Annotated in this window: 18 protein-coding genes; 8 read left to right on the top strand and 10 right to left on the bottom strand. The window is 33.6% G+C overall.

The window, feature by feature from the left end; translation table 11 throughout:
• The first annotated feature begins 206 nt into the window (after positions 1 to 206).
• From ES674_RS14205 to pncA, 3 genes are all read left to right on the top strand, one after another.
• Positions 207 to 656: a KTSC domain-containing protein gene (locus tag ES674_RS14205; protein ID WP_148405122.1), complete on the top strand. Its 450-nt coding sequence runs from the start codon at positions 207 to 209 to the stop codon at positions 654 to 656.
• Positions 657 to 840: 184 nt separating this feature from the next.
• Positions 841 to 2238 (top strand): nicotinate phosphoribosyltransferase, encoded by a 1398-nt coding sequence (locus ES674_RS14200; protein WP_148405120.1) that lies wholly within the window; start codon positions 841 to 843, stop codon positions 2236 to 2238.
• Between the two features lie 131 nt (positions 2239 to 2369).
• Entirely contained in the window at positions 2370 to 2975 is a 606-nt protein-coding gene (gene pncA / locus ES674_RS14195) for a bifunctional nicotinamidase/pyrazinamidase (RefSeq protein ID WP_148405118.1), read from the top strand.
• Between the two features lie 463 nt (positions 2976 to 3438).
• Here the strand turns inward: pncA and ES674_RS14190 are convergent, their stop codons facing one another.
• From ES674_RS14190 to ES674_RS14175, 4 genes are all read right to left on the bottom strand, one after another.
• Entirely contained in the window at positions 3439 to 4896 is a 1458-nt protein-coding gene (locus ES674_RS14190; RefSeq protein WP_148405116.1) for an NAD(P)/FAD-dependent oxidoreductase, read from the bottom strand.
• Between the two features lie 72 nt (positions 4897 to 4968).
• Positions 4969 to 5277 carry a hypothetical protein gene (locus ES674_RS14185; RefSeq protein WP_148405114.1) on the bottom strand — a complete coding sequence of 103 codons (309 nt, stop codon included), beginning with the start codon at positions 5275 to 5277 and terminating at the stop codon, positions 4969 to 4971.
• A gap of 17 nt (positions 5278 to 5294) precedes the next feature.
• Complete coding sequence (gene cydB, locus ES674_RS14180; RefSeq protein ID WP_148405112.1) at positions 5295 to 6371, bottom strand: cytochrome d ubiquinol oxidase subunit II; 1077 nt, start codon at positions 6369 to 6371, stop codon at positions 5295 to 5297.
• 2 nt (positions 6372 to 6373) lie between these two features.
• Positions 6374 to 7705, bottom strand: coding sequence for a cytochrome ubiquinol oxidase subunit I (locus ES674_RS14175; RefSeq protein ID WP_148405110.1), 1332 nt, complete (start codon positions 7703 to 7705; stop codon positions 6374 to 6376).
• A gap of 364 nt (positions 7706 to 8069) precedes the next feature.
• On the opposite strand from ES674_RS14175, the gene ES674_RS14170 reads away from it, so the two are divergent.
• The 5 genes from ES674_RS14170 to ES674_RS14150 all read left to right on the top strand — a co-directional run bounded on the left by ES674_RS14170 (position 8070) and on the right by ES674_RS14150 (position 13221).
• Entirely contained in the window at positions 8070 to 10094 is a 2025-nt protein-coding gene (locus ES674_RS14170) for a cation:proton antiporter (protein WP_148405108.1), read from the top strand.
• A 169-nt stretch (positions 10095 to 10263) separates the two neighbouring features.
• Positions 10264 to 10596, top strand: coding sequence for a hypothetical protein (locus ES674_RS14165; protein WP_148405106.1), 333 nt, complete (start codon positions 10264 to 10266; stop codon positions 10594 to 10596).
• Positions 10597 to 10719: 123 nt separating this feature from the next.
• Positions 10720 to 11118: a DoxX family protein gene (locus ES674_RS14160; protein ID WP_148405104.1), complete on the top strand. Its 399-nt coding sequence runs from the start codon at positions 10720 to 10722 to the stop codon at positions 11116 to 11118.
• A gap of 15 nt (positions 11119 to 11133) precedes the next feature.
• Entirely contained in the window at positions 11134 to 11556 is a 423-nt protein-coding gene (locus tag ES674_RS14155; protein ID WP_148405102.1) for a sulfur reduction protein DsrE, read from the top strand.
• Between the two features lie 3 nt (positions 11557 to 11559).
• Positions 11560 to 13221, top strand: a complete 1662-nt coding sequence (locus tag ES674_RS14150) for a bifunctional metallophosphatase/5'-nucleotidase (RefSeq protein ID WP_148405100.1) — start codon at positions 11560 to 11562, stop codon at positions 13219 to 13221.
• Positions 13222 to 13341: 120 nt separating this feature from the next.
• Here the strand turns inward: ES674_RS14150 and ES674_RS14145 are convergent, their stop codons facing one another.
• The 6 genes from ES674_RS14145 to ES674_RS14120 all read right to left on the bottom strand — a co-directional run bounded on the left by ES674_RS14145 (position 13342) and on the right by ES674_RS14120 (position 20720).
• Entirely contained in the window at positions 13342 to 14685 is a 1344-nt protein-coding gene (locus ES674_RS14145) for a rhodanese-like domain-containing protein (protein WP_148405098.1), read from the bottom strand.
• Between the two features lie 80 nt (positions 14686 to 14765).
• Positions 14766 to 15428: a peroxiredoxin gene (locus tag ES674_RS14140; RefSeq protein ID WP_148405096.1), complete on the bottom strand. Its 663-nt coding sequence runs from the start codon at positions 15426 to 15428 to the stop codon at positions 14766 to 14768.
• A gap of 539 nt (positions 15429 to 15967) precedes the next feature.
• The gene (locus tag ES674_RS14135) at positions 15968 to 17098 is read right to left on the bottom strand and encodes a T9SS type A sorting domain-containing protein (RefSeq protein ID WP_148405094.1); all 1131 of its coding nucleotides are present in this window, start codon (positions 17096 to 17098) and stop codon (positions 15968 to 15970) included.
• A 921-nt stretch (positions 17099 to 18019) separates the two neighbouring features.
• Positions 18020 to 18787, bottom strand: coding sequence for a M90 family metallopeptidase (locus tag ES674_RS14130; RefSeq protein WP_148405092.1), 768 nt, complete (start codon positions 18785 to 18787; stop codon positions 18020 to 18022).
• Between the two features lie 103 nt (positions 18788 to 18890).
• Positions 18891 to 20168 (bottom strand): DUF2130 domain-containing protein, encoded by a 1278-nt coding sequence (locus ES674_RS14125; RefSeq protein WP_148405091.1) that lies wholly within the window; start codon positions 20166 to 20168, stop codon positions 18891 to 18893.
• 189 nt (positions 20169 to 20357) lie between these two features.
• Positions 20358 to 20720, bottom strand: coding sequence for a hypothetical protein (locus tag ES674_RS14120; protein ID WP_148405089.1), 363 nt, complete (start codon positions 20718 to 20720; stop codon positions 20358 to 20360).
• Positions 20721 to 21434 lie beyond the last annotated feature (714 nt).

Raw genomic sequence — 21434 nt, 5'->3', positions numbered from 1 at the left:
GACTGTTAATTCATGTTGGTCAGTAACCAATGTTACCAAGCCGAAAACAAGGGAAATAATTTTTAATTTTTAGGAAATCGCTCCTGTTTTATATTTTATTTTCAACTAATAAATAGGAGTAAAGCCATACTAACTGTTGAAATATGAAAGATTTGTAATTTATATTAGATTAAATCGTACTTTTGCGCCCTCAAATAAAATTTGATATGAAACGCATAAGTGAATACAAGAAACTCTTTGGAGTTGAAAATGAATTGGAATTAAAGACTTTAAAAAAGAGTTACCGTGATTTAGTGAAGGAATGGCATCCTGATAAATTTCAGAACGGAGATGCTTTACAAGAAGAAGCGGAAATTCAAAGTCGTAAAATTATTGATGGATACCATTTTTTAGTGAGCATAGCTCCTGAAACGCTGGAATCCAATTTAGATAATTATAATGAAACCATTACTAATTCTGGTATTTCTGACTTTCAACATAAAGGTTTATTACTTGAAATCACCTTTTTGGATGGTTCTACTTATGAGTATTTTGGTGTAACCAAGCCGGTTTATATTAAAATGATTAATAGCGATAAATTGAATCGTTTTGCCAAGCGTAGTATTTATCCTAATTATCTTTACAGAAAATCTAAAAGAGATTTAGAGCAGGTTTAAAATTTTTCATTTCATATTTATTCGAAAATGCTTTGATGAAATTTCGAATGGATTAAGGCTGATACGTTTATATAATTTTTAAAGGGAACACATTTAATTTAAATGTGTTCCCTTTTTTTTTTGATATTCTTAACAAGGAATTAGCCGATTTTTGGATATCTTGAAGCTTTAAAAATCGACATTTATGAATTTTACTGCTGCATATACCGACCTCTATCAATTAACCATGGCACAAGTTTATTTTGCTACAAAACCAGTTGGACACGCGGTTTTTGATTATTACTTTAGAAACAATCCGTTTAAAGGTGGTTACGCCATTTTTGCTGGTTTGGAAGATGTGTTGAATGTTCTTGAAACGCTTAAATTCTCATCGTCGGACATTTCATATTTGGAACAACATGGATTTGAAAAAGATTTTCTAGAATATTTAAAAGATTTTCAATTTAAAGGAACCATATATTCCAGCCAAGAAGGCGATGTTGTTTTTCCAAATCGTCCCATTCTACAGGTTGAAGCAAATATTATTGAAGCACAAATTATTGAAACATTTTTGCTGAATATGCTTAATTTCCAAACGTTAATTGCCACGAAAGCAAGTCGCATTCGTCATAGTGCAAAAAATGAAATTTTATTGGATATGGGATTGCGTCGTGCCCATGCCACTGGCGGATATTATGCTTCTAGAGCTGCAGCTATAGGTGGTTTTGATAGCACAAGTAATGTGAAGGCTGCGGAAGATTATAACATTTCTTCATCTGGAACCATGGCTCATTCTTTTATTCAAAGTTACGAAGACGAATTGCAAGCCTTTCGCGATTTTGCGCAATACAGACCAAAAAACTGCGTGCTTTTAGTGGATACATACAATACACTTAAAAGTGGATTGCCAAATGCCATTACAGTGGCCAAGGAAATGGAAAGTCAAGGCGAAAAATTACTCGGCGTTCGTTTGGATAGTGGTGATTTGGCCTATTTATCCAAGAAAACACGAAAAATGTTGGATGATGCAGACTTGGGCTATGTGAAAATTGTAGCATCCAATCAATTGGATGAATTTGTAATAAAAAGTTTGAAGGAACAAGGTGCACCTATAGATATTTTTGGAGTAGGAACAAATTTAGTAACCGGAAAACCAGACGCCGCATTAGATGGCGTCTATAAATTATCGGAATATAATGGCGAACCGCGTATTAAATTGTCTGAAAATATAATTAAGGTTTCATTACCACATAAAAAGCAAGTTTACCGAATGCTGGATCAAAACGGCATGTTTTACGGTGCGGATGCTATTGCACTTTTCAAAGAAGATAAAATAACTGAAATGACGCATGCTTATGATACTTCCAAAAGTTTAACGCTGAATGATTTCAATCAAGAACCTTTATTGCAAAAGGTGATGGAAAAAGGAAAGAAAACACAGCCACAGCGTTCTGTTGCTGAAATTGCTGCCTATTCCAAATCGCGTTTAGAAAAACTTCCTGAAGAATATAAACGATTTCAAAACCCGCACATATATAAAATTGGATTGAGTAAGGAACTTAAACAAGAACGTGATACCTTGGTTGCGAAGCACAAGTTCTAGAGAAAGTTTATAAATTCAAATTGTAATTCACCTAATATTCGATAGGTTACATTAATATAAAAGAATTGTTATTCGCGATCATTAGTGAAATTCGTGTCAAAAAAACATTTTAAATTAGAATCAACATAACCATGAAAACCCTTCTTATAATTGATGTTCAAAACGATTTTATGCCTGGTGGCTCACTGGCCATTCCAAACGGAGATAAAATTGTTTCTGTTATTAATACCATGCAATATAAATTTGATCTGGTAGTCGCTTCACAAGATTGGCATCCTAAAGATCACGTGAGTTTTGCTTCTAATCATTCGGGTAAAAAGACTTTTGATGAAATTGAAATTCAAGGTAAACCCCAAACTCTTTGGCCAGATCACTGCGTTCAAGGAACAGAAGGTGCGGAGTTTCATTCTGATTTAGACACGAAACCTTGGGAGGCTATTTTTAGAAAAGGAACGGACAAAACCATAGATAGTTACAGTGCTTTTTATGATAATGGCCATTTAAAATCTACAGGGTTGGCGGGCTATTTAAAAGAAAAAGGAACTTCTCAATTATTTCTATGCGGCCTAGCCGCCGATATTTGCGTATACTTTTCAATTTATGATGCTTTTAAGGAAGGCTTTGCATGTTTTTATGTTGAAGATGCTTCTCAACCTCTAGATGTTGAAAATTTTAAAGATCTTAAACAGGAAATGATAAAACTGGGTATTCAAATTATTTCTTCTGAAGAAATTTAGATCTTTGATTACTCCCTTAATACAAAAAAAGCACCCATTTTTACATGAGTGCTTTCCACTAATCACCAATAAATACTGACCATCACATCAGTTTGCTTTTCGAGTGCCACCATGACCTCCAGCTACAATTATCATTATTTTTAGACTTAAATAAATGTATTTGAAAAACTGAAGAATGGGATTCATCATCTTAAACCTTTGATATTTTGAAATTCGTTGTGTCATAATCGTATGCTTTTGTAACTGAATTAAACCTCTTATTTTATTTTATTAAATTCTACTTTTCACAATTTTATTACTATTCATGAATCATCCTTTTTAAGTGTGATTCCTATTCAGGAATCAACTCGTTTAGATGTGATTCCTATTCAGGAATCAACTCTTTTAAGTTTAATTCCTACTCGGGAATCAACTCTTTTAAGTTTGATTCCTATTCGGGAATCAACTCTTTTAAGTTTGATTCCTATTCGGGAATCAACCACCAAAATGGTTTCATTTTTGCTTTGTAAATAAAGGCGTAATGTAAGGTTAGCTTGAGCCAATGTCCGGCTAAACCGATTTCACCAAAGGTTTTACTTAACTGTCTACCTTGTGTTTTTGGATATTTTTCATAATCCGGAACAATCGGGAATGTCGTAATACTGACACCACTTCCTGACGTCATCCCAAATCCAGCCGATGCAATACAAGCTGCGCCCATATTTCCCAAAGAACCTTTATGTTCACGAGATTCTTTACCGTTTTTAATAGAATCAATAATATTATCGGCCACTATTTTTGCGGTAATCCCTGAAGGCATTCCTGTTCTTGGTGGCGCTGGAAATATTTCCGTTCCATTTTTATTGGTTCGCGGTTTGGAAATACTGTGCGGCGGAGCAAAAGCAATTCCTGGCGCAAAAATATTCTGGTAACTCGGGTTTTGATAGGTTTCAGGCCAATCTTTAACCGACCATTCTTCATAAGGTTTTGGCGTATAATCAGCATCAACAATCATAAATCCTTTAAAAAGTTTATGGGTGATATCCATGTCGTTTTTATCAAAGGCTTTGAAACCATGACCTGAAAAAGCAGGAATTAGCATGGCAAAATCATAGGTTTCAGATTTTGTTTCGCCATCTAGGTTTTCGTAATGGGCAATGCCATCTTCAATTTTGTTAACGCCAGCGCCTAAAATCCATTTAATGTCGCGATCTTCAAAAATCATTTCAATCATTTCATGGGATTTCATTGTCATGCTCCCATAACTTAAAAGCATACCGTCCATACCAAAATCTCCTAGTTTATATTCGTTGGAAATCCAAGTAACTTCAGCCATATCGCGAACGCCATGTTTAACTAACTCTTGTTCTACATTTAAAATATACTCAAAAGCAGCACCTTGACAGGTTGATTTGGCATGACCCGTTCCAATTAGTATTTTGGCTTTTTTGCCTTGTTTCATTTCTTGGATAAGGGCATTTAAACCTTCCCAAGCATGATCAGCATGTGTATAGGTACAAACAGAATAAGCTTTATTTTCTCCAGGAATTAAGCCTTCGGTGCCTTCAAAATTTAGTTTAGGACCTGTGGCATTAATTAAATAATCATACGTAACCTTTTCTTGTTGGCCCTTTTTATCAGCCGTTACATATTCTACAAAAATATAAGGTTTTGTTTCTATAGCATCGCCTTCCGGATGAAAAGTAACCGCCTTGGCTTGTATAAAACCAATGTTTTTCTTTTTATAAAGTGGCGCGAGTGGAAATAAAATTTCTTTAGATTTCATTCTACCAATTCCAACCCAAATATTGGACGGAATCCATTGATAATTACTGTTAGGCGATACCACGATAACCTCGTGATCTTTATTTAATTTCCGGCGTAAATGCGCTGCCGCAACATGACCCGAAATACCTGCACCTAGAATTACAATTTTAGCCATTGCTTTGAATTTTTATGAAAGATAGGACGCTTTTTAATGGTGCTCGGTAACTTTAGTTACATAGCCAAACGATTATTGAATTGAATCTTTATTCATCTTATAAATTAGTGATTTAAATACTAAAACACCTATTATTCCACCTAAAAATGAGACGATTAGGTTCAAAATAAATAAGTTGCTATTAAAAGAATCATTGTACATTATAGACCAAGGATCAAAACCCAATCTACCAAACGATTTAATAAATAAAATACTTCCAAAAACACCAATTATAGTATTTCCTGTGAAGCCGAAGGAATATTTTTTTCTGAAATAACCGAATACGTTAGCGCCCAGAATTCCTGTAAAAATACTAATAAGCGAAATTAAAGTTCCAGTCATAATATTATTTTAAATGATTAATGTTCGCCGTATCCAACATCGTCCATTTTTCCTTTAAAAACTTTATATTGAATCACCATGTAAACGGCAACTAAAACTATAGCAATAGCAAACCAATAAATTCCCACGGACAAGCCGTAATTTTCCGCGGCAGTATTATATATAGTTAAATCGGGATTTACAGAATTGGTTGAGGGAAGCACTTTAGGGAAAATAGATGCTACCGTTGAAGCGAATCCACCAAAAAGAAACAGCGATGAAAATAAGAAACCTAATCCATGTTTTTTATAAGATTTAACCTTAAAAATTCCAAATAATCCTGTAAAAGTAATGGCTGGAAATATCCATAACCACGGATTTTGCATGAAATTATGAAATGGCTTGGGTTCAATAATGTGCCAAATTAAAAGAGATGTAATAACTAATGCAAGAAGTACAAAATTAAGATTAAAAACCACTTTTTTAAGTTTAGGGTTTAAATCGGAATTCGTTTTAAAGATAATCCAGTTAGCACCATGTATGGTTAGAGCAACAACTCCTATTATTCCTAATAGTAAGGTGAACCAGTCTATAACGCCTAATTGTTCAGCTTGCGGACTAAAAGTTTGATTCCATAGAGGTAAAAAGAAGTAGTGGCCTTCATAGGCCGACACGCCATTTACTACATTACCTAAATTAACACCTCTAACAATATTTCCGAGAGCAATGCCAAAAAAAAGTGCTAAAAGTAAACTGGATACGCCAAAAGCTTTGTCCCAAATGGCTTCCCACATACTATTTTTAATTTGGCTACGTAATTCCAAGCCAATGGCTCGAAAAATTAATAGCCATAAAATCATAATTAATGGTAAGTAAAATCCACTAAAAGCCGAAGCGTATAAAGTTGGGAAAGCAAAAAACAAAATACCACCGGCAGCAATAAGCCAAACTTCATTAGCATCCCAAAAAGGTCCAATGGCGTGAGTGATTGCTTTTTTATCCTTTTCCGTTTTTGCAAAAAATAAGTGAATAATTCCAGCCCCAAAATCATAACCATCCAAAATTACATAACCGGCTAGCATGCCCATTAAAACGATATACCAAAATAATTCCATAGTTAGTGTTGATTTAGTTCAGGTCCTTTATTAATTATTTTTCCTGCTAACATTAAAAACAATAATCCTAAAAGCAAATACAAGCCCATAAAACCAAGTAATGTAAATAAGGTGTTTCCAGATGAAACGGTTGGTGATGCGCCGTCTGCAGTACGAAGTAAGTTATAAACCAACCAAGGTTGACGGCCTAATTCAGCAGTATACCAACCAGTAGTGTTAGCTATGTATGGAAAAGGGAGCATAAACATAAGCGACCATAAAATCCATTTTGTTTTGTAAAGTTTTTTCCTAAATAATTGTACGGTTGCCAGAAGCATTAACCCAATAAAAATGGTACCTAAACCAACCATTATATGGTAGGCATAATACAATCCTGGGACATTGGTTGGATAATCTTTTTCATCAAACTCATTTAAACCTTTAATTTCAGCATTCCATTCTTGATAGGTTAGAAAGCTTAAAATATTAGGAACGGCAATTTTATTATCTAACTTTTTCTCCAGCATATTGGGTTGGCCAATTAGTATAATTTCAGATCCACCTTCTTCGGTTTCAAAAACACCTTCCATAGCGGCAAAGGTTACAGGTTGATATTTTGCCACATTTTTAGCAATTAAATCACCAGTTGGAAAAGCAACTAATAAACTTGAAATCAATCCGAAAACAACACCTGTTTTAACAAATAGCTTTCCAAATTCATTATGTTTATTACTTAGCAAGTAAAATGCACCCACAGCAGCTACCACAAATGCGGACGTTACCATAGAACCAGCTTGGTTATGCAAATAAGAGGGCAATAGCCAAGGATTGGAAAATAAAGCACTAAAATTATTTAGAACAAACTTGCCATTCTCTAAAATTTCATAACCTACCGGATATTGCATCCAAGAATGTGTAGCAATAATTAGGTACCCACTAGCCCAAGAACCCAGAAAAACTAAAAATCCTGTAACAAAATGCAGTTTATGCCCTAACAATTTTTCTCCAAATAAAAAGAGACCTAAAAAAGAAGACTCTAAAAAAAAGGAAAACATGCCTTCCATGGCGAGTGTTTGCCCGATTATGCTACCTGTAAGTTCGGAGAATTTCGCCCAATTGGTTCCAAACTGAAACTCCATTGGGATTCCGGTAACGACACCCATTGCAAAATTAAGCGCAAAAATTTTCATCCAAAATTTGGCAGCATCATTGTATTTGTAAATTTTGGTTCTTAAAAATTTCCATTTAAAATAAACAATCATTAAGGATAGTCCCATGGTTAACTGGGGAAATAGATAATGAAATGTGATAGTAAATGCAAATTGCATTCTATCATAAAAGAGCATGTCTTCCATAATGAAGCTTTCTTAAATTGAAATTATATGCAAAGGTGAAACAACTTGACATTAATTTGTGTAACATAAGTAGCACGCACCATTTAAATAATAGGTTTTCTTATAAGAAAGTTAATTCCCATTAAACTTATAGTACTATTTCAAATCACAAAAAAAGCTCAATAATTTCACGAATATTTAACGTTTCCAAACAATTTGATTACCCATAATAGCCAAACTATTACTTATTTTTGATTGAAATGAAACTGGAATCATTTACTATACTTTATTATTAAAATCTAGCTTTAAAAGACTATACCATTAAGTAGATACCCATTATTTTTCATTTAAATATTAGTTTAATTTTTTAGCTCTATTCAAAATTATGAATACTATAATGAATCAACTTATGGAAGATTTTCACATGCCGCTTGAAAATCCTGTTTTAATATTTTCCTTAATTCTTTTTATTATTCTGCTAGCGCCTGTTTTATTAAATCGAATTCGAATTCCAAGTATTATAGGTCTTATTGTGGCGGGAATTATAATTGGTCCTGCCGGATTAAATATTTTAGAAAAAAGTCTGTTTGTAGATGTTTTCTCAACCATAGGCCTACTTTATATTATGTTTATTGCGGGCTTGGAACTAGATTTAAATGAGTTTAAAGCAACGCGCAATAAAAGTCTTGTATTTGGTTTGCTAACGTTTTCTATTCCTTTAACCCTTGGCTTTCCAATATGTCATTATATTTTGGGTTTTGACTTTAATGCCAGCCTTCTTACGTCCAGTATGTTTGCTACACATACCTTGGTAACCTATCCTATAGTGAGTAAGTTAGGTGTTTCAAAAAATGCCGCTGTAGCCATAACCGTTGGAGGCACCATTCTTACTGATACGGCGGTTCTTATCATGTTAGCGGTAATTTTAGGGGCTCATGATGGCGGATTAACATCGGAATTCTGGATTCGTTTGGGCATTTCATTGGTTTTATTTTCTGCCTTTATGTTTGTGGTAATTCCGAAAATTGCCAAATGGTTTTTCCGAAAATTAGAAAGTGAAAGGCATTCACACTATATTTTTGTATTATCAGTAGTTTTCTTTTCAGCGTTTTTAGCCGAGTTAGCCGGCTTGGAATCTATTATTGGTGCCTTCGTTGCTGGTTTAGCGCTTAACAAGCTTATTCCACATTCATCGGCGCTTATGAACAGGATTGAGTTTATTGGAAATTCCTTATTCATTCCTTTTTTTCTTATCAGTGTCGGAATGCTTGTGGATATTAGTGTTATTTTTAGTGGTCCCATGGCGCTAATTATTGCGGGAACGTTAACGGTTGTAGCTATTACGGGGAAATGGCTGGCTGCATTTTTTACGCAAATAATCTTTAAATTTTCAAAAGGGCAGCGTAAACTAATTTTCGGTTTAAGTAGTGCTCACGCTGCGGCTACTTTAGCGGTTATTTTAGTTGGTTATAAAGCGGGGATTTTAAACGACAATATTTTAAACGGAACCGTTGTGCTTATCCTTGTGACTTGCATCATTGCCTCTTTTGCAACGGAAAGTGCAGCTAAAGAAATAATACGAAATTCAGGTGATGATGATCTTCCACAATTAAAGGCTTTATCTCAAAGAGAAACCATACTTATTCCCATAGCTAATTTAATAAACATTGATAAAGTTCTCGATTTTGCTGTTTTAATAAAAGAGAAGAAATCCAAAAACCCGCTGTATATATTAACGGTTGTTCCCAATACCAATGAAGCCGAAATCACCATGGTTAAAGCAAAGCAAGGTCTAGAAAGTTATATTATGGAAACAACTGCTTCTGATACCAATGCGAAAATTATGGCGACTATAGATCATAATGCGGCGAGTGGGATTTCACGAACGGCCAAAGAGGTTATGGCCGATATTATTTTATTGGGCTGGCCTCAAAAAACAGGCTTTTTGGATAAAATTATAGGCGACAAAATGGAAAGTATTTTAGAAAACACAGAGAAAACACTTTTTATAGGCGGTTTTGAAATGCCGTTAGTCAATCATAAAAGATTGTTTATGATAGTTCCACCAAATGCTGAATTTGAAGAAGGTTTCCCTATTTGGGTTCATAAAATCGCCAAATTATCTTTGGAATTGTCCATTCCAATTCACGTGCATTGTAATGATGAAACTCACAAAGCCCTATTGAAATTTGCCAAAGAGAGTAAGTTGACTTTAACACTTAACTATCACGAATTTATAGATTGGGAAGATTTCTTGATTCTTTCAAAAGATATTTCGGATTCTGATTTCATCATTTTAGTTTCAGCCAGAAGAGGTTATATTTCCCATTTCGGACAATTGGATAGAATACCCGCAAAACTTGAAAAGCATTTTCCTAATTTAAGTAAAATGGTAATTTATCCGCAATAGATTTGTCAAAAAAGATTGAAATTATAATGTTAATGTTGGATTCGCAAAATGATATTTCCGTGTTTTAATAATACTTTAACATCCATAAGTAACAAAAGTTACACAAAGTTCCGAGCCATTCTTTATGTTTGTCCTAACATTGAAAACAAAAAATTACATAGCGTTCCTCATGATATTTATTTTTACGGCAAAACTTTTTGCTGTAGATGCTAATGGCTTTAAAATGTTTTTTAATGACGGTGAAATTACGTTGTTGAATCCGTATTGTAAGAAAGATAATCCTTCAAAAAAAGCGAAGGAAAACACTAATTTCTCACAACAAGATAAGGGTGCTGTTCAATTAATGAGTATTAGCACTAATTGTAATACCGCATTTCATTTTGATCTTTTTTCTTGGGAAACCCATTCTTCAACATCCATTGCTGTTTTCGATGATTATTTTCCATCCCTTTTAAATTATCGCTTTTTAGAAAGCGTATCGCCACCACCTAGGTTGGCTTAATTCTCTATTCCCACACAATTCAAATCGTTGTTTTGCGCTAATTCAATTTCTGTAATTATACAGTTTGGTGAATTAGAATGCTAGAGCTTCGTATAATTCTAACCTTTCTTTTACATTTTTATAATGACGACCAATATATTAATCAATCGCCGTTCCATACAGATACTGCGGATACTAGTCAGCGGAATTTTCCTTGTTGCAGGTTTAAATCACTTGCTAAACGTGGAAAAAACAGCGCAACGAATAGAACAAGCTAACTTTAAGGGTATTGCCTATTTTTTCGGTGAACCGCAGTGGCTCATTATTCTATCGGGTATCGTAATGCTCTCGGCAGGTTTTTTATTCCTTATAGGCTATAAAACCAAATGGGCGGCTATTATTTTGATGGCAGTTTTAATTCCCATCACCTTAACAGTTCAAGTCGGACAAATCACATCGCTTGGACCACTATTTAAAAACATAGCCATTTTAGGTGGACTTCTATTTTTTATTCTGAATGATACCGAAAAAAAACTAATATAAAACAAAATAAACATCATGAAAACATACATTTTTAGTTCCATTTTATTCATAATTACATTCTTTGCGCAAACGGATATTCAGGCGCAACAAATAGATCCTAGCAAAAATAACTATGTGATTTTAACCAAAAAAGTTCCGCAGTTACAACCCATTATTTTAACTGCCCAAGCTTTAAAAGCAGAAGAAGGTGATGATTTTGGTGATTTCAAAGTTATTATTTGTGGTCAGAATATTGGGGATATTACTAACCCTGAAAAAATGAAAAACTTTATTGAAGAAGCAGAACAAGCAGGTGTAGAGATCATAGCCTGTGGTTTTTCTATGAATAAATTTAAAGTGGATAAAACAAAAATTCCCAATAAAGTGACTTCCGTAGAAAATGGGATATTATACAATTTACAATTACAAAAAAAAGGATATAAAAGCTTAAGCATATAAATTATGAAAAATAAGAAACAAACTATTTTAGCAACCGTTGGACTTATGGGAATGTTAGCACTTTCCGTTTCCTGCAAATCTGAAAAAGAAAATACAGTGGTAGAAAATATGACTAAGACTTCAGATACTATGAGTATCACTATTCTTCAAACGGCGGATATTCATGGACAATTGGATTCGCATCCCGAGTTGTTTTGGGAAAATAATGAAATCGTTTTTAAAGAACGCGGTGGCCTTGCGAATATTAAAACCATTTTTAATCTGGAGCGACAAAAAAATCCGGGTCGCACGTTAATAGTAGATGGTGGTGATTTAATTCAAGGTAGCGGTTACGCAGCCTTGTCTGAAGGTCGCGTGATGTCCAATATTATAAAAAACATGGGCTATGATGTTATTATTCCAGGAAACTGGGAAGTGGTTTATGGTAAAGATATTATGATGGAAGTCATGACTGATTTTGACACAGATGTAATTGTTCAAAATATGTATCATGAAGACGGCAAAGAACCTTTATTTCCTTCCTATGCTATTAAGGAAATTGAAGGCATTCGATTGGCATTTATAGGTGTTAATGATCCTGATATTCCTGTAAGACAAAACCCAATTTTTAGTGAAGGTATTGCTTTTAGCGGATTAGATAGTAGCGTAAAACAATTGGTTGATGATATTAAATTTAAGGAAAGAGCAGATGTTATTTTCTTGGTGACACATATCGGAATTTTTAAGCAAGTGGAACTGTCTAATAGTCCAATTGCTGAAAATGCGGATTATATTTTAGGAAATGATACCCATGAGCGCGTTCGCGAAATGATTCAAGGAAAATACGCCAAAGTTACAGAACCAGGAGCCTTTGGATCCTTTGTTGGAAAATTAACCTTGAATTTTGTGGATGGTAAATTGGTAAGTGATGATTATGATTTAATTGATGTAGATCCTAAAATTTATCCAGCCGATAAAGAGATGCAAGCTTTGGTTAATAAAGAAAAAGAACCTTACCGCGAAAATTTAGAAACTATTATTGGTTATACAAACGCACCTTTGTTCCGTTATTTAACGGTAGAAAACCCAATGGATAACTTGTTTACAGATGCCGCACGTTGGAAAACAGGAGCAGACATCTCTATTTCAAATGGATTCCGTTTTGGTAACCCAGTGGTTCCTGTAAATGGCGAACCTGCTGCAATAACGCGTGCTAACCTATGGAATTTACTACCAGTTAACGAAAATGTTAAAACAGGAAAAGCTACTGGAAAACAAATTAAAGATTGGTTAGAAAAAGAAATGCATAATGCCTTTGCTCAAAACCCAACGGAACGTTTTGGCGGTTGGTTGGTCCGGTTCTCTGGAATGGATGTCGATTTTAAAAGTCAGAATCCAAGAGGTGAGCGCATAACGAGTATCAAAGTGAAGGGTGAAGAAATGAAAGACGACCAATATTATACCATTTCGGCTTGTGTGCGTCCTGGAGATCCTATTGATAATTTATGCCGCATGTCCAATGTTAAAGATGTGAAGGAAATGGATTACACCATTCATGATGTTATTGAAGAATACTTGAAAGTACATTCGCCAGTGTCTCCAAAATTAGATGGTCGCGCTTATTGTGATTATTTGGGAGAATATTCCTTTTCTACAGTTCCCGGAACGGATTATAAGTTTCACTAAATTTTTCAAGTCATAACAAGAAAAAACCGCATCAGATTTTAAATCTCATGCGGTTTCTTTTATAGTTTCATCTTCAATAGTAATACCTTCAAGTATAAATCTTAAAAGCTGAAAACGTCTTTATTCTTGAAATTCTTTTACGGCATCACTCAAGTCGTAAACCGTTGCATTTTCAAGTTTATTTTGAATGATGCTACTGCCTGCAGCACTTCTATAGCCACCAGCACAATGCACCATAATTGGTTTGTTGGCAGGAATGGTTTCATCAGAATCTCTCAATTCGTTAAGCGGAATATTAATGGCGTTTTCAAAAATTTTACCTTCAGCCACTTCACTTTTATTTCGAATATCAACAATAGTATAAGCATCCTTATTTTTTTTGAAATGTGCTATATCAAAACTTTCTGATTTTTCTAAATCACTATCTGCCAATGTTACGATGGCTTCAATTTGACTTTCATAACCTATTTTAGCTATACGCGAGATGATGTCATCTTTATCATCAACGGATTTAAGCACCAAATAGAATTTCTCTTTAGGTTTCACAATAGATCCCAACCAGGTTTCAATTTTATCATCTTCATTTCGCGCCATAATATTGATACTTCCCGAAAGATGATTCTTTTTGAAATCGGCCTCATCTCTAATGTCTATGATTAAAGTAGATCCCTGCAGACTTTTAACGTCTTTTTTGATAGGAATATCAGCTATTTCTTTAACGAAATTATCAGCCCCCGTTTTATTGATATCTACATTATATCCAAAATAGGCAGGAATAAAGGGTTGATCTTTTAAAATAGTTTTTACAAACTCATCTTCCGTTTGTTTTTTAAACGCCCAGTTGCCAGCGCGTTCTTCGCCTAAAGTACTGGATGGATCTGTACTCATATTTTTTCCACACAAAGAACCAGCGCCATGAGCTGGATAAACTAATGTGTCATCTGGTAAATGATTGAATTTATTTTGAATGGTATCATACATGCTTTTAGCCAGTTTTTCTCTGGTTGCTCTCATATTTCCTGCTTTTTCACGCAAATCGGGTCTTCCAACATCGCCAATAAATAAGGTGTCTCCAGAAAACATGGCATGTTTATCTTTTTCGTCTTTGGCTATAATTGTAATACCGTCTGGTGAATGGCCGGGCGAATTAATGGCGGAAAATGTTACGTTCCCCATTTTTAAAGTATCACCATCATCAAAAGCTTGATGTGGATAATTGGCTGCAACCAATTTACTGACATAAATGGTGGCGCCTTTTTCTTCGTGTATTTGTAAATGACTACTAACAAAATCGGCATGCGGATGGGTTTCAAAAACCGCTACAATTTTGGCGTTATTTTCTTCAGCATATGTATAATAGGGCATAGGGTTCCTAGCCGGATCTACCAACGCCATTTTACCGTCGCTAATAATAGCATAGGAATAATGAGCTAAAGGCTTATCTTGAAATTGCTTTATTATCATAATTAGTGGTATTAAATTCTACTGTAAATAAAAAAAATATCAGTCCTGATTTTTTATTAAATCAAGACTGACATAAGGTATTAAAGATTTTTTGTAGCCAGGTACCAATCTACTTTTTCAACGGAATCATCTGCTAATCGCGCATTCAATTCATCTAAAGTTTTTGGAGGACCAACAATAACGCGATCGCCTTTTTTCCAATCTAATGGCATGGCGACTTTATGTTTATCTGAAATTTGAAGCGCTTCTAAAGCACGTAAGATTTCATTCATATTTCTACCTACATTTAATGGGTAATACATGATTAATCGAATCTTTTTACTTGGATCTATAAAGAAAACGGCGCGTACAGCAGCAGTTTCACTTTCATTAGGCTGCAACATTCCGTAAAGTTTGGCAACTTTCATGTCAATATCCGCTATAATAGGGAAATCAAAATAAACGCCTGTATTTTCTCTAACGTTTTGAACCCATCCTAAATGCGAATGAATACTATCAATACTTAAACCTAAAAGTTGGGTATTCAGGGCATCAAACTCACCTTTGCGTTTAGCAAAACCAGATAACTCGGTTGTACAAACGGGTGTGAAATCGGCTGGATGCGAAAACATAATGACCCATTTATCTTTAGCGAAATCAGAAAATTTTATTTTACCTGTCGTTGTTACCGCTTCAAAATCTGGTGCTTGATCACCGATTCTAGGCATTGAATTTACCTCCTGCATGTTTACATTTGTTTCCATAATGACTGTTTTAAATATTGTTTTTAAGTTTCCTATAAAGATACGCTGCAATCCTATTTTGGACAGTAACATAAGTTACTGAACGAGTATTTATAAGGTAAAAGACGTTTAATGGTCTTGACTATTTGCTATCTCTATTTGACATTAAATATACGCCATTTAAAAAACAAAAGCTAGTCCTACTCATTTGCTAATAGAGTTAGGAATAACATGCTATTAGTTTATGAGAAGTAATGCAGCGTATAGTGGAAGATCTATAATTGCTTAATGTAACAGTAGGTTATCAAAGGAGCACTTAAACCTCGTAAAGGAAGAGAAGAAACGTATTGAAAATGAATATAAAAGATATCTAACGATCTTGTTTGTCAGTTTTTAAATACCAAAAACAACAATTTTTATGTAAATTATTATATTAAGCTGAATGCAATCCTACATGTCAATTATTATCGGGTTGTGATGTAAGCATCAATATATTTGCTTAAACTTTAAAACAAAAAACTCCAGCATAATTACTGGAGTTTTTAAGCTTTAAATAGTGCTTACTCTTTAATCATTTTTTTCCTTATTATTGAATCACCATTTTTAATTGAAACTACATAAATTCCTTTTTTCAAATCTTGAACGTTAATAGTATTCTTAGACTTACTCGTTACGTTTTTAAAACTAGCTCTTTTCACACTAATACCAGAGAAATCATAAATTTCAACTTCATAGTTAGTATTAGTATCTGAATTTAAAAATAAATCTAATTCTTCTTTAACAGGATTTGTTAAGACTACAGGTGACTCTTCTAATGGGGCTGCATTTTTGAAATGCATTAATACGGGTTCCGCTATTACTAAATTCCTGCATGTTTTACTCCACTTATTAAAAGAGTAATCTGTCCAACCAAATTGGCCACTATTAATTTTTTCCATTACACCGTTTCCACTTGGAGACGGACTTTTATAAAATAATTCAACTTTATAGATTCCATTTGAACTACAATTATAGAACCCTGAATTTGAAACAGTATTATTTGGAGCATTACTATTACCTAAATGCACCATTTTATAAAGTGGACTATAGTTACAACCACTTGCAGGAGTAGTAATCTTGAGATATAGTTTACTGGCATTGGTGTAAGAACCTTCCGCAGTTAAATTTATGTAACCAGTATATTTGCCATTTTTATCTTTAGCACATTTGGCACCTAAAGTTAAATTTATTACAGGGTCAGCTTCTTTGACTACAACTACTTTTATTAGATGTCTTGAGTTGGCAACTTCTACCTCATTTGGACCACAAAGCGTTTTTACCAGGTAAGTTGTAGTACCCACTGATAAATTTGAGATTTTAAACCATTTATGCAAAGAAGTGTCTTGATATCCGGAATAGGTTGAATTGATACCATCCACATTTATCATCACGTCACCATTACAGCCATAGGGCCAATTTGATTTAATATTTATCTCATTTAGCGTTGAGCTATAAAAAGGAATTGTAAATGTAAAAGTCTTATATGTATTAATTCCATTAGATGATCCAGAAATCGCCTTGTCTACGGCATTACTATTGGATGCTACTTCTACATCAATATAATTATTTGCAAATGCTGAAAATGATAAATTTAAGAAAAGCAATAACATGACATTTCTTAACGTTTTTAAATTAAATGAATTTTGTTTCATAATATTTTAAGTTTTAAGGTTCCCTACTCTTTAAGCTTTTCGGGTTGCGCTTTATTTAAATGAATTCCAAAGTGTACTTACATCATATATTAATTTTTTAGGGTTTATACCTCTATATCAATCCACCTTTGAAATTGTTACCATATAATGCTAATTTATATGTGTAGAATAGAAATAAATCCTTTTAAATAACTTTGACAATTGCGTTTCTATAAAGAGAATACAATTGATATTAGTTGGGTAAATCTTTTACACGTGTAAAATTAATTGGAACGGTTGTTTTGGGGTAAGCAGAACTAATTAGGAAAAAAAAATTGTTTTATGCTCAATCTTTTCTCTTTTTTGAAGATATGCTTATGTGCCTTTAAATGATGTAATTGCTCACTGATATACCTATAAATGATGTTTTTCCTTAGCAGAATAACGATCGTTTTGCGAAAAGAGAGCGTTTGAATAACTAAACACTTCAAAATCGTGTTTTAAGTTTTTTCTGAGTTAGACATTTAAAAACTGTAGAAAGGAGATCCTGCTCAATGTCAATCAGTATGGAATGTGATGTGTGATGGATTGCTCTGGCTAGAAAATAACTTTCTTCATTCTTGAAGTGAGAAATAGAAATTCGTTTGTTTTACAAAAATTTAAGGATAATAAAAACATTGTTTTCAAGAAAAAGCTATTGTAACAATGATATTTTAATCAAATAGGAACTCCTTTGTCTTTATAATTCTAGACTTATCTTTTAATCTTTCAACTACAATTATAGAATTTCCTTAAACTTATATATTAATTTGACCTTTATAATAAGGCTTTAACGGCGTAAAATTTTAATATGGGTATTCTTGAATGTATTTAAATCAGCCAGTTTTCATGTATACCTGTCGCATCAAATTTTTAGATTAGTTGTTCTTGAAAAAAAAGGAATCAATTGGTCCTAAAACAGGCGGTAAGCATTTTGTATAATTCAGGATGCTTTTTTTTCATCAGTTTAGGTTGCTCAAAAAAGTACTCGGAAGCAACTGCTAAAAATTCCGCTTCATTGGTGCCACCATAATGTCTGATATCCGATTTGTTATCATTAATAGCTTCCATTTCGCGGTGAATTAGTTTTAACCAAGGAATTACATAGGGTTGCGAAATTAAACGCTCTGGAACACCATCCGTTATTCCATCCATTTTGTCAATTAAATGCACAAATTCATGCACAGCGGTATTGGTTTTATGGGAGCTCGATTGAAACCCGAAATGCAGTGCTTTCCGAGAAAGAATCATCTGTTTCTCAAACCGACCATTGCCAACTACACCCGCAATATGACGTTTTTCATCGGTATCTTTAAAACCTAAATCTTCATTAAAATTTTCGGGATACACCAAAACCGTGCTTAAATTATGATAATGCCATTCAGAAAAACTAAAAACAGGAATAACGGCACTGGAAGCAATCAAGATTTTATCTAAATCCTCAAGTTCAAAACCGACGCTGTCTAAATATACTTCACTTAAAAAGACCATCATGCGCTTTTGAAAACGCTTTTGATCCACTTTAGAAAGTTCACTATAAAAATTGACATGTTCTAGAAGTAAGGCCTTCCAAGCTTCAGGAAAAGGTTTAACTGATTTTTTCCTGGTTGCAATTAATGCGAAAATTCCAAAACCAGCAAAAGCAATAAGCGCAACTATTGTAAAGGTCATAAATAAAGTACTTGAAATGTAAACGTAGTATATTTTTAAGAATTATAGATTCTATTTTATTTTAACCTTGATAATCGATATAGTATGAAAATGGTTCTATTTACTATTCCTCATTATTGGAAAGATCATCAAATTTGGCTTTCATGGTGGGATTTCCGTGAGTTAGTTTTTTAATAGTTAATTCATCTGCTTTATTATTTGCCAAACGCAAGTTGTTTTCTGAAGATAATAAAGCTTCTTTGGTTTTGTTTAAATGATTGATAGTTTTATCAATTTCCTCAATAGCTGTGGTGAATTTCCGGCTAGCCAAATCATAATTGTAAGCAAAACCTTTTCTAAACGTATCTATCTTTTCTTCAAAATTGGTAATGTCAATATTCTGATTTCTCATTAAATTCAACTCTGCTTTATATTTCAGAGAATTCATAGCAGCATTACGAAGTAGGGTAATAATGGGTATAAAAAATTGAGGTCGTATAACATACATTTTCTCGTACTTATGAGACACATCCACTATTCCCGTATTGTAAAACTCGTTATCAGATTCCAAGAGCGACACTAAAACGGCATATTCACAATTCTTTTCTTTACGGTCTTTGTCCAGTTTTGCAAAGAAATCTTCGTTTCTCTTTTTGGTAGCCGTTTCATCATTTTCATTTTTCATTTCAAACATGATAGAAATGATTTCATTTCCAGCATGATCAGATTCTTTATAAATGAAATCGCCTTTATTGCCACCTCTAGCATCATTATCTTTCTCAAAATAGGCATTCTGAAAAGCGGTAGCGCGCAACTTATTAAATTCGTTTTCACAGTGTTGCTCTAAAGTTTCACCAACCATTTTTGTGGATAGTTTCTGTTTGTAATCTTTTAAACGCGCAATTTCATCATCTTTCATTCTGATGGTTTCATCTTTGATTCCTAGTTTACTGTTAAACTGTTCCTTAATAGATTTTTCTAGTAATTGCGTTTCTGTTTCCTTAATTCTTAAATCGCTTGCCAGATTATCGCGTTGTTTCTCAACGATTTTTATAGCTTCTGAAACATCTAATTTTTTCTGAATTTCAGCACTTTGAATCTTGGATCTCATGTCAGCAATTTCCATTTCTTTCTTTGCTAATTTTTCAGCAAGCTCCGAATCGGTTTTGGCTTTTAAGGCATATAATTCTTGATCCTTTCTGGTTAGTTGTTCCTGCAAAGCGTTCTTTATGTTGGCTTTAGCAAGTTCCACAGCGCTGTTCTTTTCCTTTTCGGCAAGCGCCAAGCGGTTGTTCAGTTCTTCCTCAAATTGATGATCGCGAACTTGTTTTAATATATCAGCAAATCCAGCTTCATCCACTTTAAAAGCTTTTTTACAATTAGGACAAATTATTTCGTTCATGGTTTTTGATATTTATTATAGGAAGTTAATTAAAATGTAGCAACTCTTGTTTTTAAAATAGAATGCTACGTTTAGGTAGCGAATTTATAAATAAAAACTGGCTTTGGAATATGCGGAAGGATTTTTAAAGTGAGGACAGACCAAGCCATAGCTTTTATAGGTTGTTACCACACGCATTTTTTATGAAATTCAAGTTCCCTCAATTTTATCTATTATCCAATTACCACTTTTATTTTTTTTGATAAAAATTCTAGATCCACTTCCGTTTAAAACTCCCATTGTATAACCTCCATTCAGCACGCCATTATTTTTAGTTTTGTCAAATATTATTCCGCCAAATTGAATGTTTCCCGCAATAAAATAGTCATAATCAGTTATCCAAAATTCACGACCATTTGGGAATTCTGAACGATATTTGAATCTAATCTTTTCATTGTTCGATTTCAATTTATTTAGTTCAATTTTATAGTTTTCAATTCCACTAATAGAATCAGAAACGACCAAATATATTAAAGTCTTATCCCTTTGCAGAGAGTCTTTTTTTCTTTCCAATTTTTTAATATCTTTCTTGTACTTGTCAGTTTGGTTATAGTACTGAATTCCTTTATCGAGCTTGTTTTGGTATTCCTATTTTTGGAAAAATTTAGGTGGTGATGGAGGCGGTGGTAGTAGTCTTTTCTCGTAGTAGATTGAATCTAAAATTGCAGGAAATATTTCGTAGAAAGCGGTTTGATCAAATTCACTTTCACTAATGGTTTTTTCTTCTTTACAATTCTAGAAAAACAAGGTGAAAACCGAAAGCATGAATATTGATGTTAACGTTTTTCTCATATTTGTGGTAACGTTTGGTGTGTGAAAAGTGGGTGCTTGTGTGCGAGGATTTTAGGAACGAAAATCGGATGAAAGCAAGTACGCATTTTCCCTTTGCTTTAGAACTAAACTACATATTTTTTTTATACAGCTTAAGTTAGCATTTTAATAAAAACACTAAATTAAGACCTATAAATAAGAAAGCACAAAAGAGAGGGGTAAGGTTTTTATATACGCAGAGACATTGATCTCGTCAACATTGAAAATCCTCTATCTTTTTGTTCATTATTTTTTGTATTTTTTTTGTTTTCAAGAACCTCATTCTTCGGTTTCTACAAAGATTTCGTGCTCCCGATAGCTATCGGGACTATGAGGCTTTTAGACCTCGATTTTAAGTCGTTGAAACTCGCGTAGATTGTCCTTTAAAAAATAGTTTCTTATGTGTGAAATACAAAT

Source organism: Bizionia myxarmorum (genome assembly GCF_008086205.1).
In the GTDB taxonomy this organism is placed as follows: Bacteria; Bacteroidota; Bacteroidia; order Flavobacteriales; family Flavobacteriaceae; genus Algorimicrobium; species Algorimicrobium myxarmorum.
Note: the sequence above shows the minus strand (reverse complement) of the source record. Positions and strands in the feature narration are given on the sequence as shown.